Annotated in this window: 17 protein-coding genes; 15 read left to right on the top strand and 2 right to left on the bottom strand. The window is 40.1% G+C overall.

What is annotated here, in order from left to right; all coding sequences use genetic code 11:
* Positions 1-50: 50 nt before the first annotated feature.
* Complete coding sequence (gene tesB, locus CWB62_RS06195) at positions 51-908, top strand: acyl-CoA thioesterase II (RefSeq protein WP_006791363.1); 858 nt, start codon at positions 51-53, stop codon at positions 906-908.
* 18 nt (positions 909-926) lie between these two features.
* Here the strand turns inward: tesB and plsB are convergent, their stop codons facing one another.
* The gene (gene plsB, locus CWB62_RS06190; protein ID WP_058405913.1) at positions 927-3,365 is read right to left on the bottom strand and encodes a glycerol-3-phosphate 1-O-acyltransferase PlsB; all 2,439 of its coding nucleotides are present in this window, start codon (positions 3,363-3,365) and stop codon (positions 927-929) included.
* Between the two features lie 419 nt (positions 3,366-3,784).
* On the opposite strand from plsB, the gene rpsJ reads away from it, so the two are divergent.
* The 13 genes from rpsJ to CWB62_RS06125 all read left to right on the top strand — a co-directional run bounded on the left by rpsJ (position 3,785) and on the right by CWB62_RS06125 (position 11,107).
* Entirely contained in the window at positions 3,785-4,096 is a 312-nt protein-coding gene (gene rpsJ / locus CWB62_RS06185; RefSeq protein WP_002957900.1) for a 30S ribosomal protein S10, read from the top strand.
* Between the two features lie 27 nt (positions 4,097-4,123).
* Positions 4,124-4,759, top strand: coding sequence for a 50S ribosomal protein L3 (gene rplC / locus CWB62_RS06180; RefSeq protein ID WP_006791361.1), 636 nt, complete (start codon positions 4,124-4,126; stop codon positions 4,757-4,759).
* Between the two features lie 17 nt (positions 4,760-4,776).
* A complete protein-coding gene (rplD, locus tag CWB62_RS06175) occupies positions 4,777-5,382 on the top strand; it encodes a 50S ribosomal protein L4 (RefSeq protein WP_006791360.1) in 606 nt (201 codons plus the stop codon).
* Complete coding sequence (rplW, locus tag CWB62_RS06170; protein WP_006791359.1) at positions 5,379-5,681, top strand: 50S ribosomal protein L23; 303 nt, start codon at positions 5,379-5,381, stop codon at positions 5,679-5,681. The genes rplD and rplW overlap by 4 nt, the downstream gene beginning before the upstream one ends.
* A gap of 15 nt (positions 5,682-5,696) precedes the next feature.
* Positions 5,697-6,521 carry a 50S ribosomal protein L2 gene (rplB, locus tag CWB62_RS06165; RefSeq protein WP_006791358.1) on the top strand — a complete coding sequence of 275 codons (825 nt, stop codon included), beginning with the start codon at positions 5,697-5,699 and terminating at the stop codon, positions 6,519-6,521.
* Between the two features lie 15 nt (positions 6,522-6,536).
* A complete protein-coding gene (rpsS, locus tag CWB62_RS06160; RefSeq protein ID WP_004588689.1) occupies positions 6,537-6,815 on the top strand; it encodes a 30S ribosomal protein S19 in 279 nt (92 codons plus the stop codon).
* A 13-nt stretch (positions 6,816-6,828) separates the two neighbouring features.
* Positions 6,829-7,161 (top strand): 50S ribosomal protein L22, encoded by a 333-nt coding sequence (gene rplV, locus CWB62_RS06155; RefSeq protein ID WP_006791357.1) that lies wholly within the window; start codon positions 6,829-6,831, stop codon positions 7,159-7,161.
* Positions 7,162-7,172: 11 nt separating this feature from the next.
* Positions 7,173-7,874 carry a 30S ribosomal protein S3 gene (rpsC, locus tag CWB62_RS06150; RefSeq protein WP_006791356.1) on the top strand — a complete coding sequence of 234 codons (702 nt, stop codon included), beginning with the start codon at positions 7,173-7,175 and terminating at the stop codon, positions 7,872-7,874.
* Positions 7,875-7,886: 12 nt separating this feature from the next.
* Entirely contained in the window at positions 7,887-8,300 is a 414-nt protein-coding gene (rplP, locus tag CWB62_RS06145; protein WP_002957890.1) for a 50S ribosomal protein L16, read from the top strand.
* Positions 8,300-8,491 (top strand): 50S ribosomal protein L29, encoded by a 192-nt coding sequence (gene rpmC / locus CWB62_RS06140; protein WP_004588692.1) that lies wholly within the window; start codon positions 8,300-8,302, stop codon positions 8,489-8,491. The genes rplP and rpmC overlap by 1 nt, the downstream gene beginning before the upstream one ends.
* A complete protein-coding gene (gene rpsQ, locus CWB62_RS06135; RefSeq protein WP_006791355.1) occupies positions 8,491-8,748 on the top strand; it encodes a 30S ribosomal protein S17 in 258 nt (85 codons plus the stop codon). The genes rpmC and rpsQ overlap by 1 nt, the downstream gene beginning before the upstream one ends.
* Positions 8,749-9,071: 323 nt before the next feature.
* Positions 9,072-10,475, top strand: a complete 1,404-nt coding sequence (locus CWB62_RS06130; RefSeq protein WP_138527362.1) for an AAA family ATPase — start codon at positions 9,072-9,074, stop codon at positions 10,473-10,475.
* Positions 10,472-11,107 (top strand): HNH endonuclease, encoded by a 636-nt coding sequence (locus tag CWB62_RS06125; RefSeq protein WP_138527361.1) that lies wholly within the window; start codon positions 10,472-10,474, stop codon positions 11,105-11,107. The genes CWB62_RS06130 and CWB62_RS06125 overlap by 4 nt, the downstream gene beginning before the upstream one ends.
* Positions 11,108-11,184: 77 nt before the next feature.
* Here the strand turns inward: CWB62_RS06125 and CWB62_RS06120 are convergent, their stop codons facing one another.
* Positions 11,185-12,801: an endonuclease gene (locus CWB62_RS06120; protein ID WP_138527360.1), complete on the bottom strand. Its 1,617-nt coding sequence runs from the start codon at positions 12,799-12,801 to the stop codon at positions 11,185-11,187.
* A gap of 304 nt (positions 12,802-13,105) precedes the next feature.
* Here CWB62_RS06120 and CWB62_RS06115 point away from each other — a divergent pair, with 304 nt between their 5' ends.
* Positions 13,106-14,920 carry an assimilatory sulfite reductase (NADPH) flavoprotein subunit gene (locus tag CWB62_RS06115; protein WP_138527359.1) on the top strand — a complete coding sequence of 605 codons (1,815 nt, stop codon included), beginning with the start codon at positions 13,106-13,108 and terminating at the stop codon, positions 14,918-14,920.
* Positions 14,921-14,976: the final 56 nt, after the last annotated feature.

The raw sequence follows: 14,976 nt of genomic DNA, 5'->3' as shown, positions 1-14,976 counted from the left end.
AGTTGTAGTCTATAGTATCATTAAGTTATTAGGGAATTGAGGAACATATAATGAGCCAAGTTTTAGATGATTTATTATCGTTATTAACACTTGAAGAAATAGAGCAAGGGTTATACCGAGGGCAAAGCCAAGATTTGGGTTTTAGAGCTGTATTTGGTGGTCAGGTTATGGGGCAAGCGCTTTCAGCTGCAAAGGAAACCCTACCGGCTGGACGTATTGTTCACTCATTACATTCTTACTTTTTACGCCCGGGTGACGCAGCTAAACCTATCGTTTACGATGTTGAAACTATTCGCGATGGCAAGAGCTTTAGTACCCGCCGTGTAAGTGCTATTCAATACGGTAAGCCTATTTTTTATATGACTGCATCTTTTCAAGCGGTTGAAGACGGACTTTCACATCAGGCAACGATGCCAGATGTACCGCAACCGGAAGAGCTTCGTTCGTCACTTGAGTTTTATCAAGAAAATGCTGAGCATATACCCGAGGTGATCCGTAATAAATTTATTCGCGAAATGCCTATTGAAATGCGCCCTGTGACATTTCATAACCCCTTTAAACCAGAAGCAATTGAACCAGTTAAACATATTTGGTTTAGAGCGAATGGGGATATGCCCGATGATCAGCGTATTCATAATTACCTATTGGCTTATGCATCTGATTTTGAGTTTTTACCAACTGCATTACAGCCCCATGGCGTGTCGTTTATGCAGCCAAATATGCAGGTTGCAACGATTGACCATGCAATGTGGTTTCATCGTTCGTTTCGATTAGATGACTGGATTTTATATACCATAGACAGCCCGAGTGCGAGCTCAGGCAGAGGGTTGGTAAGAGGGCAGTTTTTTGATCGCCAAGGCAACTTGGTTGCCTCAACAATTCAAGAAGGGGTTATGCGTCAGCGCTAACCCTATCTTTTATAGTGACTAGTTACACTGGTCTTGAACAATGTCGCTAATCGATTGCCATATGCGGGCAGGTAGCAATGTTTTAAGTTGTGAATAGGTTTCGCATAATTGCGTACTGCCCACCAAGCCATTATCGCCCTCTGTAACCAGCCCTTCACCACGTAAGTTATCGATAAAACCAACAAGTACCTTTTTATCAAAAAACTCTGGTGTTTTAATGCCATGTAACGTGCCTAAACGCTGGGCTAATACTTGGCTTTCACGTTCAAGCTCTGCTTTTTCTATTCCATCACTCGTTTGTATAAAACCAATAACAATAGCATAACGTTGCAGGGTAAAGCTGAGTGCTCGCCCTAGCATTTCTAATTTTGCTAAACAATCGTTAGTGTTGGTGATATGTATATTGTCACCATCAAATTCAATTAAATTTTGGTCAGCAAAGTTCGCTAAAATACGAGTGATATAGTTTTCATCAAGGGGCTGTAAATACCACTCCTTGGCAAATAGCGGATAAAACGAATGTACTAATTGTTCGCATTGCTTAATCGTTGTTGTGTGCTGCTTGAATAAGTGCAATGCCAGTAAGCTAGGTACCGCAAATAGGTGCAAAATATTATTTCGGTAGTAGTTAAAAAGTGTTTTTTCTTTATCGCTAATGGCAATAATCTCGCCAAACTCATCGCTTATCACATCAAATTTATTAAGTTTTAAAGCGTGCGTAAGTAGTTGCTCCGGTGTTTCGTCTGGCGTGGTTACTTTATCGCTATAACTGGCATCACGCTGCAAGCGTAAGTAAAAATCGAGCTGGGCTAATAGCTTTGGTTTACTTAATGCGTGCTTGTCGTTTACTAGCAATACCATCGCTAATAAGTTAACAGCATTTAATGCAGCTGCATTATTAATTTTAACCATAACTTGGTCTGCTAAAGCTGCGACTTGCGGCCCTAACCACTGAGGTTTTTGTACGTCAGTTGGGTGAATCGCGTCGCGCCAGTCGGGTTGGTTATCGTTTAAATATTGATTAACCGAAATAGGATCGCCGAAATTAAGGTAACCACGGCCATAGTTTTTAAGGTTTTTTATCGCTTTAAAAATACCAAATATTGACTCGCCTTTTTTATCTTTTCCAGCAAGCTCTTTAAGGTACGTATTTATTTCCATCACATGTTCGTAGCCAATATATACAGGGACTATCGATACCGGTCGATCAATACCACGTAGCATTGCTTGAAAGGTCATTGCAAGCATACCTGTTTTAGGAGGTAACAAACGCCCAGTTCGGCTACGTCCACCTTCTGTATAAAACTTAACAGAGTAACCTTTAATAAATAACTGGCTCAAATATTCTTTAAAAATAGCAGAGTACAGTTTATTACCTGCAAATGAGCGGCGAATGAAAAACGCACCAGAGCGGCGGAATATACCGCCTGCTGGGAAAAAGTTAAGGTTAACGCCTGCGGCAATATGTGGCGGCACTAAACCTAAATGGTAAATAGAGTAGGTAAGAAGCAAGTAGTCCATGTGGCTACGATGACAAGGCATGTAAATAATTTCATGTCCTTTATTTGTTAGCTCATGCAATTGCTCTGTGTGTTTTATGTGTATGCCGTTGTATAGCTTATTCCAAAGCCATGTTAAAAAGCGATCAGCAACGCGGATCATGGCTTCAGAATAGTTTGCGGCTATTTCATCAAGTAGCTTAAGCGCATTTTGACGTGCTTCGGTTTGGCTAATATTTTTAGCCTTTGCTTCATCCTGAATGGCTTTTTTAATGGTAGGAGAGGCCAATAGTGAATTAAAGAGCTGCTCGCGTGATGGCATTTTAGGGCCAGTGGCTGCCAGTTTTTGACGCTTAAAGTGAACCCGGGCAACACGTAGTAATTTTTGTGGTAGCTCATTTACATCGGCTTTTTCATTTACAATAAGTGATAAGTCGAGAGGTTGACTAAAGCGAATAAAGTTATCGCGACCAGAAAATAACACCACAAAAAATTTTCTAAACCAGCTTGGTGTAACCGAGTGCGTTATTAAAGTACGTAATCCTGGTTTTTCTTTACCTGGATCACGGCCCCATAAAATAGTTGCCGGTATCACTTGTACATTTTTTTGGCCACTATTTATAAGGTGGTCAATTATTTGTTTGCCTTGTGCCAGCGCGTTAGTCGGTTTTGCTGTATCACCAAATAAAGGTGGTGGATTTTTAATACCAATAAATCGATCTAAATGCTCATCACCTAATATTTGCTCTTCAGTTGGACTGGGCAACCCATGTTTTTTACAAGCATGAGCAAGCGCTGCAAGATCAAAACGAGAATTTAAACGTACTATATAAAATGTAGGGTAATCAGGATTTAAATCGTACTGTTTAATAGGGTTTTCTGGGAGGACTTTGCTTTTTACAAATAAGCGACTAAATCCAGCAGATAAAACGTTTAAACAATAATTAAAAATACGCATCGACTCACCATATTGAGGGTGTTAAAAAGCAAAATTAGCGTGATAGGATATCATATTATCTAAAAAATCGCTTCTTTACGAAATGAGATTAGTTAATGCCGCTATTGACCCGCATTGAAAAATTTAGTTCCAGTATAGTTAAATAATATAAGTAGGCACTTATTTAAACGAATTAATCACTCATAGATTGTTTTGAATTAGTTGTTGCATTTATCACCAATACCTCTATAATACGCAGGCTTTCAAAATTCCCCCGGGAACTAGGAAGGATAAATTAAGCTTGGATTTCAAGCTAATAAACAGGAGTTCCGATTTGGAACTCAACGTAGATATAATCAAACAGCCGACATCTTAATAATTAAGATTGTTTCGGTCGTTTCTTTATGCTCTTTTAAATGCTCTTTATATTGAGGTTAAGAATGTCAAATCAACGCATTCGTATTCGCCTAAAAGCTTTTGACCACCGTTTGATTGACCAATCAACGGCAGAAATCGTGGAAACTGCGAAACGCACTGGCGCACAAGTACGTGGTCCAATCCCACTACCTACACGCTTTGAACGTTTTACTGTACTTACATCACCGCACGTAAACAAAGATGCGCGTGATCAGTACGAAATCCGCACCCATAAACGTCTGATAGACATCGTAGAACCAACTGACAAGACTGTTGACGCTCTTATGCGTTTAGATCTTGCTGCTGGTGTTGATGTTCAAATCAGCCTGGGTTAATCGGAAGATTAGAGAGGTTTTAGGAAAATGGCATTAGGTCTAGTCGGTCGTAAAGTGGGTATGACACGAATCTTCACTGAAGATGGTGTATCTATCCCTGTGACAGTTATTGAAGCGACACCTAACCGCATTGCTCAGATCAAATCTGACGCAACAGACGGTTATAACGCGCTTCAAGTAACCGCAGGCACTAAAAAAGCAAGTCGTGTAAACAAAGCTTCAGCGGGTCACTTCGCTAAAGCTGGCGTTGAAGCGGGTCGCGGTCTGTGGGAATTCCGCCTTAACGGTGGTGAAGGCGATTTTGAAGTAGGCGCAGAGCTTACTGTTGAGTTATTCAACGAAATCAACAAGGTTGACGTAACCGGTACTTCTAAAGGTAAAGGTTTCCAAGGTGGTGTTAAGCGCTGGAATTTCAGCATGCAAGACGCTACACATGGTAACTCTCTATCTCACCGTGCTCCTGGTTCAATCGGTCAAAACCAATCACCTGGTAAGGTGTTTAAAGGTAAGAAAATGGCCGGTCATATGGGTGCTGAGCGTGTAACGACTCAAAACTTAGAACTAGTTCGCGTTGACGCTGAGCGTAACTTGCTTTTAGTGAAAGGTGCAGTACCTGGATCTATCGGCGGTGACGTTATCGTTAAACCAGCTGTTAAAGCATAAGTCCTGGAGATTTAGTGATGGAATTAGCAATCAAAGACGCTTCTGGCGCTCTTGAAGTTTCTGAAGCTACTTTTGGACGTGAGTTTAACGAAGCATTAGTACACCAAGTAGTTGTTGCTTACGCAGCAGGTGCTCGTCAAGGTACTCGTGCTCAGAAGACACGTTCTGAAGTAAGCGGTGGTGGTAAAAAACCATGGGCTCAAAAAGGTACTGGCCGTGCACGTGCTGGTACAATCCGTAGTCCAATTTGGCGTTCAGGTGGCGTTAGCTTTGCAGCTAAACCACAAGACCACAGCCAAAAAGTAAACCGTAAAATGTACCGTGGTGCGATCAAAAGCATCCTATCTGAACTAGTTCGTCAAGAGCGTTTAATCGTTGTTGAAAGTTTTGGTCTTGAAGCACCAAAAACTAAAGATCTAGTAGCTAAGCTAAAAGAGCTTGAGCTTAAAGATGTACTTATCGTGACTGAAGAAGTAGATGAAAATCTTTTCTTATCAGCACGTAACCTTTATAAGGTTGACACGCGTGATGTAGCTGGTATCGATCCTGTAAGCTTAATTGCTTTCGACAAGGTACTTATTACAGCCGCTGCTGTTAAGCAACTTGAGGAGGCGCTAGCATGATCCGTGAAGAACGTCTTTTAAAAGTGATCCTTGCTCCACACATCTCTGAAAAAAGCACAATTGCTGCTGAAGAAAACAACACGATTGTTTTCAAAGTAGTAAATGACGCAACTAAAGCTGAAATTAAAGCAGCAGTTGAGAAGCTTTTTGAAGTAGAAGTAACGGGTGTTCGCACACTTAACGTTAAGGGTAAAACAAAACGTACTGGCATGCGTTTCGGTCGTCGTAGCGACTGGAAGAAAGCTTACGTTACTCTTAAAGAAGGCAGCGAGCTAGACTTTGTCGGCGGCGCCGAGTAATAAGGGGATAGAATTATGGCACTTCAAAAGTGTAAGCCTACTTCTGCGGGTCGTCGTCACCTAGTTAAAGTGGTTAACTCTGATTTACATAAGGGTAAGCCATACGCACCACTTTTAGAGAAAAACTCTAAATCAGGTGGTCGTAATAACAATGGTCGTATTACGGTTCGTCATATCGGTGGTGGTCATAAACATCATTACCGTTTAATCGATTTTAAACGTACTAAAGATGGCATTCCAGCTACTGTTGAACGTTTAGAATACGATCCAAATCGTAGCGCAAACATCGCTCTTGTATTATATGCAGACGGTGAGCGTCGTTACATTATCGCACCTAAAGGCTTAAAAGCTGGTGATGCAATCCAGTCTGGTGTTGATGCACCAATCAAAGCTGGTAATGCACTACCAATGCGTAATATGCCTGTAGGTTCGACTGTTCACAACGTAGAATTAAAACCAGGTAAAGGTGCACAAATCGCACGTTCTGCTGGTGCTTACGTTCAAATTCTTGCACGTGATGGTCAGTATGTAACATTACGTCTTCGTTCAGGCGAAGTACGTAAAGTTGAAGCTGATTGTCGTGCTACACTTGGTGAAGTTGGCAATGCTGAGCATATGCTTCGTTCACTTGGTAAAGCAGGTGCAAACCGCTGGCGTGGTATTCGTCCGACAGTTCGTGGTGTTGCCATGAACCCGGTTGATCACCCACACGGTGGTGGTGAAGGTCGTACTTCTGGTGGTCGTCATCCTGTGTCTCCATGGGGTAAGCCGACTAAGGGTGCGAAGACGCGTAAGAACAAGCGTACGGATAAATTTATAGTACGTCGTCGTACTAAGTAATATTGAGGAATAGCCATGCCACGCTCTCTCAAGAAGGGTCCTTTTATAGACCTACACTTGCTGAAGAAGGTAGAGAAAGCTTTGGAAAGCGGTGAGAAAAAGCCAATTAAAACTTGGAGCCGTCGTTCAATGATCATACCTAACATGATCGGATTGACCATTGCTGTCCATAATGGTCGCCAGCACGTACCAGTTTTCGTTTCTGACGAAATGATCGGTCACAAACTAGGTGAATTTGCACCAACTCGCACTTACCGTGGCCATGCTGCGGATAAGAAAGCGAAGAAACGTTAAGAGGGGAAGATAAATGCAAGCATTAGCTAAACATAAATTCGCCTCTGGTTCGGCGCAAAAAGCACGTCTAGTTGCAGATCAGATCCGCGGGTTACCTGTCGATCGCGCACTAGAAATCCTGGCGTACAGCCCGAAAAAAGCGGCTGTATTAGTTAAGAAAGTACTTGAGTCTGCTATTGCTAACGCAGAGCATAACGAAGGTGCTGACATTGATGAGCTTCGTGTAACTACGATCTTTGTGGACGATGGTCCAACAATGAAACGTATTATGCCTCGTGCTAAAGGACGCGCAGACCGCATCCTTAAGCGTACAAGCCATATCACTGTTATGGTTTCAGATAGCTAGGAGTATAAGTAATGGGACAAAAAGTTCATCCTACTGGTATTCGCCTAGGTATATCTAAACCTTGGGTTTCTACCTGGTACGCGAGTTCTAAAGATTTCTCTGATCAGCTTTTTGGCGATCACAAAGTTCGTGCATTCCTTACAAAGGAATTAAAAACAGCTTCTGTGTCTAAAATCGTTATTGAGCGTCCAGCAAAATCAATCCGCGTAACAATCCACACGGCTCGTCCGGGTGTTGTTATCGGTAAAAAAGGCGAAGACGTAGAAAAATTACGTCAAGCAGTAACTAAAATCGCTGGTGTACCTGCTCAGATTAATATCTCTGAAGTACGTAAGCCAGAACTTGATGCACAACTAGTAGCAGACGGCATTGCCTCTCAGCTAGAGCGTCGTGTTATGTTCCGTCGCGCTATGAAGCGTTCGGTACAAAATGCAATGCGCATCGGTTCAAAAGGGATTAAAGTTGAAGTTAGCGGTCGTCTTGGCGGCGCAGAAATCGCACGTTCAGAATGGTATCGTGAAGGTCGTGTACCTCTACATACTCTTCGTGCTGATATCGACTACGCAACTTCTGAAGCCTTAACCACTTATGGTATCATTGGTGTTAAAGTTTGGATCTTCAAAGGCGAAGTTATTGGTGGTTTACCACTAGTACAAGAGCAAGAGAAGCCAGCTAAACGCGCGCCAAAGAAAGCCAAGAAAAGTGCTAAGTAGAGGTAGCGAGTAATGTTACAGCCAAAACGTACAAAATTCCGTAAAATGCACAAAGGCCGCAACCGCGGTTTAGCGCAAAACGGTAACAAAGTAAGCTTCGGTACTTTCGGATTGAAAGCTACTGGCCGTGGCCGCATGACTGCTCGTCAAATCGAAGCAGCTCGTCGTGCTATGACGCGTCACGTGAAACGTCAAGGTAAAATCTGGATTCGTGTCTTCCCTGACAAACCGATTACAGAAAAACCTCTTGAAGTTCGTATGGGTAAAGGTAAAGGTTCTGTTGAATATTGGGTTGCTGAAATTCAGCCTGGTAAAGTACTTTACGAAATGGAAGGTGTTTCTGAAGAGCTTGCTCGTGAAGCATTCGACCTTGCAGCTCGTAAACTGCCATTCAAAACAACTTTCGTAACTCGGACGGTAATGTGATGAAAGCAAGCGAACTAAAAGACAAAAGCGTAGAAGAGCTTAATGCTGAACTTCTAGGACTTCTTCGTGAGCAGTTTAACCTGCGCATGCAAGCAAGCACTGGTCAGTTAGCTCAGACACACACGCTAAGAACAGTACGTCGCGATATCGCGCGTGTAAAAACAATTATTAACCAGAAGGCAGGTCAATAATGAGCGATAAAATTCGTACTCTTCAAGGCCGTGTAGTTAGCGACAAGATGGAAAAATCTTTCACTATCGCAATCGCACGTTACGTGAAGCACCCAATCTATGGGAAATTCATTAAACGTACAACTAAGCTACACGTACATGACGAAAACAACACAGCAAAAGCGGGTGACGTAGTTACTATCCGTGAATGTGCACCAATTTCTAAGAATAAATCTTGGACTTTAGTAGACGTTGTTTCTAGTCCAAAACAAGCTTAATTTTTAATTAAGTTAGTTTTGTAAAAAAGCCCCGGCATTAGCTGGGGCTTTTTGTTTGCGTTTAAAAAGCTGTAAGTTTGAAGCTTTTAGTCGTCAGGTGCTCGCAGTGAAGTGAAGCGCTATAGCTTAGGTAGATAGAGTCCAGCGAAACCCGAGGAAAAAGAGGCCAGTTTAATAGTTTTTAGAATGAAATATAAGTTTATTAACAGTAAGCTAACCTCTAGGTGCGTATTACTCCATCAATAGCTGGAGCTTAGTGCCAGTATTGATTAAAATCTTGTAAATTTATACTAATTATATAAGTCTTTAGAAAGGGAAATTCCGTGATAGTTAAGTCAGTCTTTCTTGATAGAAAAAAATACAAATTAGTTTCGAATAACTATTGTAACAAAAAAAATGCTTACACTGTGCTGGTTGGAAGTAATGGTACTGGTAAGAGTAGGATATTAAGAAGAATAGTAAATAGTTTTAAAAATATGACAGAAGATAAGGCTGTTGTACCACGTAATTATAGTAGAAACTTGGAAGTTGATTCTATTGTACGATCTTATTTTACGTTTTCAGGCTCTACTGAAGCAAAGTCATATTGTTCAGATAATCAAAGAAACGTCATGGAGGTAGATGATGATATAAAAGTCATCGCAGTTACAACCTCTCCCTTTGATAAGTTTCCTGTCGAGTATAAAGGCAACTCCAAGTATAGATACCATGATACAGACTCATATCACTATATTGGCTTACGCGCATCGAAAAACTCTTTTAATCAGTCTAATTTTTTGAATTTATTATTTCGATCTTTATTAAGTAATAAGAGCCTTATTTTTAATGAAAAAATATTTTTTCTTCTAAAGTTAAATAACTCAGTAAAGGTAAAAATTAAAACTAAATTGTTAAATGGTATTAGATATGAAACCTTTAAGAGTTCATTTGAAATTGTAGAAAATAAAACTCCTGAGTCTGAGTTTAGAGATTATTTGTTTCATAATATGCCAATGATTTTCAATAACATTAAAGATGACAATAAGTTAATAGAAAAAATATATAGTAGTTATATTGATTGCTTTAATTTCTTTAATGCTGAGATAGATCTTTCATCAGATCAAATACCAAGAAAGAGCCTTCTTTTGCTATTAGATTTAGGTTTAATTAATGTTTCAGATATAATTTATGAATCAAACGATGGTAAAGCTTTAAAAGATTCGGAACTTAGTTCTGGACAAAAATGTTTAATACTGACTATGTTAAACATAGCAGGAGTTATTGCTGATAATTGTGTCATTTGTATTGACGAACCAGAAATAAGTCTTCATCCGAAGTGGCAAAAAGAGTTTATGTCTACATTGATAGAGTTCTTTAGTGAGTATAAAAGGTGTCACTTCATTATTGCTACTCATTCACCTCTTATAATTTCTGAGTTATCAGAAGTAAATAGTTTTATCCTTAATATGGATGAGAAGGAAGCTAAACCATCTCAAGATTATACAAATAAGTCATCGGATTACCAGTTAGCAGAGGTCTTTGGCGTTGCTGGAAATAACAATGAGTACTTAAATCGTTTAGTAATCTCTTTACTTTCATCTCTAAGCAAAAATGGGAAATTAAAGAAGCTAGAGAAAAGTAAATTGAACTTACTAATGAAACTATCAGAACAGATGGACGATGAAGATCATGTAAAAGAGTTAATTCAAATTTTATGCGAAGCTTGGGAGCAGGTTTCAATAAAATGATAAATAAAATAAATTTTAATGAAAAGGATAAAGAGTTAATTCACAAGAAGTTGAATCATCTGGACTTTAACTCTGCTAGTTGGTCGGATGATGATTTAACTGATTTACGAGGTCGAATAAAAGAGTTTTATCTGAAAGAACAAAAATTTACTTGTTTGTATTGTAGGCAAGTGCATAAAACTAAAAATGGCCGATGTTGGGATATAGAACATATAGCGTCGAGACATGACTTCCCACAGTTCATGTTTGAACCAGAAAATTTATGCATTGCTTGTATTGATTGTAATTTAGCAAAATCTAATAAAAAAATAACTACTAGCAAAGCTAAAATTAATTACCCTAATAAGTCTGAGAGTTATTTGATTGTTCACCCTCATTTTGATGAATATACGGAAAATATTTTGGTTATTAAAGAGGGATTTTATTACGTAGCTATAAAGCCTAAGGGTGAAAAAACGATTGATATTTGTCGTTTGAATAGGTTCTATGAATACGCAGATTTTGGTGCAGATGTACAGGATGACGAGCGTATTTTTATACTATCCGAACAGTTAAAAAAAACTAAAGAAGAATTTAAGAAAAAGGCTATAAGAAAAGAGATTGCGGCACTTGCTATTCAAGGGGCAGCTTAAGTATATTGTTTAATTCTTAGTATGGAGTTTAAAAGGCCCTGTAAGTCAATGGGCCCTTCTCTTTCATTAATTTATTATTACCAAATCATTTCTACAAATTCAGGGTAGTCGATAAACGGATTACGGTTACCTTGGAATTCAAATGCTGCTTGGTTTCGGTCTATTTCCATTTGGCTAACAGGGTCTGCGTTATGCCAGTTGATTAACATAGCAACAACCCAGCTTTCAAATACCTGCGTACTGGTGCCGTTAAGAACGGCATTACTTGCAGTGGTATTATTTTGCCACGTCCCAATTACATTTTCGTAGCGTGTAGCCATGTAAAAATAGGCGCGTGCAAAGTCACCTTTAAATTCATCAATGGGTTCAAACACTGTGCCCGTGTAATTAATGGTACTACTTGCAGAGCCTAACTTACTGCCATTAGTTGATGTAAATGTGGCGCTTGCTACTTCACCAAACGGGAAGTTGCTGCGTTTAGAGTTTACATAGCCATCGGTTGCATAAATATGATGAACATCTGAGTTCATAGGCTCATTGGTACCGCCAAACCAACTTTTAGGGAACGAATGCTCGCGGTTGTAACAACCACCTTCACCACTATAATTGCCACATTGATCGCTAACAGCTGTGTATGTGTAGCTATCGCTGCCATTTGGCTTTTCGCTGTACATATCTAAAATACTATTATCGTTTTCAAAATATGTATCGCGAGCCGATGAATCATAAAAGTCCCATATCGCAGAGTACCCCTGCGAACTATGATTATTAATGATGTTATAAAGCTCTGTTTTTAGTGCATAACCGGTTAGGCCTTGTGCTGTAACATAATAACCCGTTGGTGTGGTCGGGGTGCCACCAGAGCCACCGCCAAGCGAAAATGAGGTGCTTTCAGTGCTGCTGAAACTTGCTCCACTTGCAATGGTTGAACTACCACTAGTGAGTGCATAATTACCACTACCAAAACTACAACAGATACCATCACCGTAGCTGTCGTTAATAGTAAAGGTATAGGCGCCATCAGCTAAACACAACGCTTCGTTGTATTGTGTATTAGACGCATAGCCACTACCACTGGCAACCGTACTACCTTGGTTATTATTAATAGCCCAGCTTGTTTCGCTACCATAATTATCTGTCGTCAAACTAAAAGAGAGACTATTGCTCGAACAACTTCCTGAACTGCTGTCGTTACTTGTAGGCAAAAAGTTATCTATATAAACAAGTTCACTGCCATCAAAGCCACTAACATCATAAAAGCGTAGACCAACATTAATGGTTTTATTACTACTTGCTGTATAGCTGTGGCTAATTGTTTGCCACTGGTTAGTTTGCGTATTATTGGAGTAGCCTTGGTAACCATCTACGAATAAACGGGCTTTAATTTTTCCTTCTGTGTGGTAGACATCAGTTGAAAACGTATAGGTTTTCCCTGCTTCTACCGTTATTTGTTGTAATAAATCGGTGTTAGCCTGAGAGCCTGTGGTTACATTAACTGCTGCAGCGCTATTACCTGTTTTAACAATATTTGTTGAGCGCGATAGGCTAATGCCGCTATCTATCGTGCTCCATGCGTCAGGTGTATTGCCTGACCATTGCTCAAAACTACCGTTTTCTACATTTGCCATTACCGGAAGTGTGCCTAGTAATAAGGCTGTTCCGAATAGTTTATTTTTATATGTCCCGTGTGACATGATTGTTCCTATTTTTATAATGAGTGAATAATATACATTACTTTGTTTAGGTTACAAAATTGTTAATTTAAAATTTAATAAAAAGCAATAATTACTCTTTAATCTGTTTTTTTAGGTGTTTTTTAAAATTAATAACTAAATGGAATATCAAAGCAGATTCTATTCTTTTTTGATAAGCGGATAGCCCGTTATCCTGCACAGTAAGAAAACCTCAGCAAACTTTATATTGGTTGAGGAAAAACTCATTTTTAACAATACACGGTGTGTGTTGTGCTTAATTTTCAGGGTTATGGGGAATCGATTCATGTTGTTAGGTCAACTAAATGCTGCGGCAAGCCCGCTATCGCAAGATCAAGTTCAAAAGCTGCAAGGTTTAGTGGCTGAACTTAATCCAATTCAACAAGCGTGGGTAAGTGGTTACTTAGCAGCTAATGCCAATGCCTCAACGCTTGGTATGCCTACAGCTGGGGCGCCAGTTTCTGGTGATGCAGCAGTACTAACTATTTTATACGGCTCACAAACGGGAAATGCAAAAGGTGTTGCAACCCAAATGAAAGAGCAAGCTGAATCGCGTGGTTTATCAGCCAAGTTAGTAAGTATGTCTGATTACAAGCCAACAGCCCTGAAAAAAGAAAAGTTTTTAACCGTTGTTGTATCTACTTATGGTGAAGGTGAGCCGCCTGAAGATGGCGAGACTTTGCATGCATTTTTAGCGACCAAAAAAGCCCCTAAACTCGACGGTGTTAAAATAGCGGTTATTGGCTTAGGCGATTCTAGCTATGAGTTTTTCTGCCAAACCGCAAAAGATTTTGAAGAACGTTTAAATAAGTTAGGCGCTGAGTCGGTTTATCAACGTGCTGATTTAGACGTTGACTACGAAGAAGAAGCTGCAACATGGATTCAAGGCGCATTGGATGCATTTGAACCAGATTTAAAAGCGCAACAGGGTAGCGCAGGGGGCCAAGCCGCCGTTATGCCATTTGGCGCGCCAACGCCTGTAGCTAGCCAGTACACAAAGAAAAATCCATTTGAAGCCGAATTATTAGCAGTTCAAAAAATTACTGGGCGTGATTCAACAAAAGATGTACGCCATGTAGAAATTTCACTTGAAGGCTCTGATATCACTTATACACCGGGTGACTCGCTGGGTGTATATTTTTTAAATGATGAAGCGTTAGTTAATGAAGTACTAGCACTTACCCAAATTGATGGCTCTAGTCGCGTTAAAGTAGCGAATGAAGAACTAAGCGTTCGTGATGCACTTATTGAAAAATTAGAACTAACTCAGTCATACCCGGGCTTTGTTGAGAAATACGCAACAGCAACAGGTACACCTGAACTATTAAAGCTAGTAGAAGATAAAGCGGCGATGCGTGCATACATTGAACCACGCCAAATATTTGATGTTATTCGTCAAAATCCAGCAAAACTAGATGCACAAACATTAGTTGATTGCTTACGTAAGCTTCAGGCTCGTTTATATTCTATAGCGTCTAGCCAAAGCGAAGTTGAAGACGAAGTGCATTTAACAGTAGGACTCGTTGAGTTTGACACCTTTGATAGCGAGCACTTAGGTGGTTGTTCTGGTTATTTAGCGCGCCGTGCAGAAGAAGGCTGTAAGGTAAAAGTATTCAGCGAGCATAATGATAACTTCCGTTTACCGGCTAACGATGAAACACCTATCATCATGGTGGGTCCGGGTACCGGTATTGCGCCATTCCGTGCTTTTTTACAAGAGCGTGACTCGCGTGAAGCACAAGGTAAAAACTGGCTGTTTTTTGGTAACCCTCATTTTACACAAGACTTTTTATACCAAGTTGAGATTCAGGGGTATTTAAAATCGGGCTTATTGAGCAAAGTAGACGTGGCATTTAGTCGCGACCAAGCCGAAAAAATCTATGTACAAGACAAGCTTCGCAAAAACTCAAAAGATGTTTTTGAGTGGTTAGAAGCTGGCGCTCACTTTTATGTGTGTGGTGATGCAAACCGCATGGCAAAAGATGTACATCAAGCATTGGTTGATATTATTAAAGAAAATACCGGCAAAAACGATGAAGACGCAGAGCAATATTTAAAAGACCTGCGTAGCGCAAACCGCTATCAGAAAGACGTGTATTAATCACGTTTCTTATTTTATTAACAGCTAACAGCCGTCACTGTAACAAATTTAGGATT

This window comes from Pseudoalteromonas sp. S408 (genome assembly GCF_005886645.1).
In the GTDB taxonomy this organism is placed as follows: domain Bacteria; phylum Pseudomonadota; class Gammaproteobacteria; order Enterobacterales; family Alteromonadaceae; genus Pseudoalteromonas.
This window is presented reverse-complemented; position numbering and strand designations above follow the sequence as displayed.

What these genes read in the sequence shown, in the direction of transcription:
- rplV (WP_006791357.1), top strand. Translation starts at nt 6,829, where the DNA reads ATGCAAGCATTAGCTAAACATAAATTCGCCTCTGGTTCGGCGCAAAAA.
- rpsQ (WP_006791355.1), top strand. Translation starts at nt 8,491, where the DNA reads ATGAGCGATAAAATTCGTACTCTTCAAGGCCGTGTAGTTAGCGACAAG.
- rpsJ (WP_002957900.1), top strand. Translation starts at nt 3,785, where the DNA reads ATGTCAAATCAACGCATTCGTATTCGCCTAAAAGCTTTTGACCACCGT.
- plsB (WP_058405913.1), bottom strand. Translation starts at nt 3,365, where the DNA reads ATGCGTATTTTTAATTATTGTTTAAACGTTTTATCTGCTGGATTTAGT.
- CWB62_RS06125 (WP_138527361.1), top strand. Translation starts at nt 10,472, where the DNA reads ATGATAAATAAAATAAATTTTAATGAAAAGGATAAAGAGTTAATTCAC.
- CWB62_RS06115 (WP_138527359.1), top strand. Translation starts at nt 13,106, where the DNA reads ATGTTGTTAGGTCAACTAAATGCTGCGGCAAGCCCGCTATCGCAAGAT.
- rplB (WP_006791358.1), top strand. Translation starts at nt 5,697, where the DNA reads ATGGCACTTCAAAAGTGTAAGCCTACTTCTGCGGGTCGTCGTCACCTA.
- rplP (WP_002957890.1), top strand. Translation starts at nt 7,887, where the DNA reads ATGTTACAGCCAAAACGTACAAAATTCCGTAAAATGCACAAAGGCCGC.
- tesB (WP_006791363.1), top strand. Translation starts at nt 51, where the DNA reads ATGAGCCAAGTTTTAGATGATTTATTATCGTTATTAACACTTGAAGAA.
- rpsC (WP_006791356.1), top strand. Translation starts at nt 7,173, where the DNA reads ATGGGACAAAAAGTTCATCCTACTGGTATTCGCCTAGGTATATCTAAA.
- rpmC (WP_004588692.1), top strand. Translation starts at nt 8,300, where the DNA reads ATGAAAGCAAGCGAACTAAAAGACAAAAGCGTAGAAGAGCTTAATGCT.
- rpsS (WP_004588689.1), top strand. Translation starts at nt 6,537, where the DNA reads ATGCCACGCTCTCTCAAGAAGGGTCCTTTTATAGACCTACACTTGCTG.
- rplD (WP_006791360.1), top strand. Translation starts at nt 4,777, where the DNA reads ATGGAATTAGCAATCAAAGACGCTTCTGGCGCTCTTGAAGTTTCTGAA.
- rplW (WP_006791359.1), top strand. Translation starts at nt 5,379, where the DNA reads ATGATCCGTGAAGAACGTCTTTTAAAAGTGATCCTTGCTCCACACATC.
- rplC (WP_006791361.1), top strand. Translation starts at nt 4,124, where the DNA reads ATGGCATTAGGTCTAGTCGGTCGTAAAGTGGGTATGACACGAATCTTC.
- CWB62_RS06120 (WP_138527360.1), bottom strand. Translation starts at nt 12,801, where the DNA reads ATGTCACACGGGACATATAAAAATAAACTATTCGGAACAGCCTTATTA.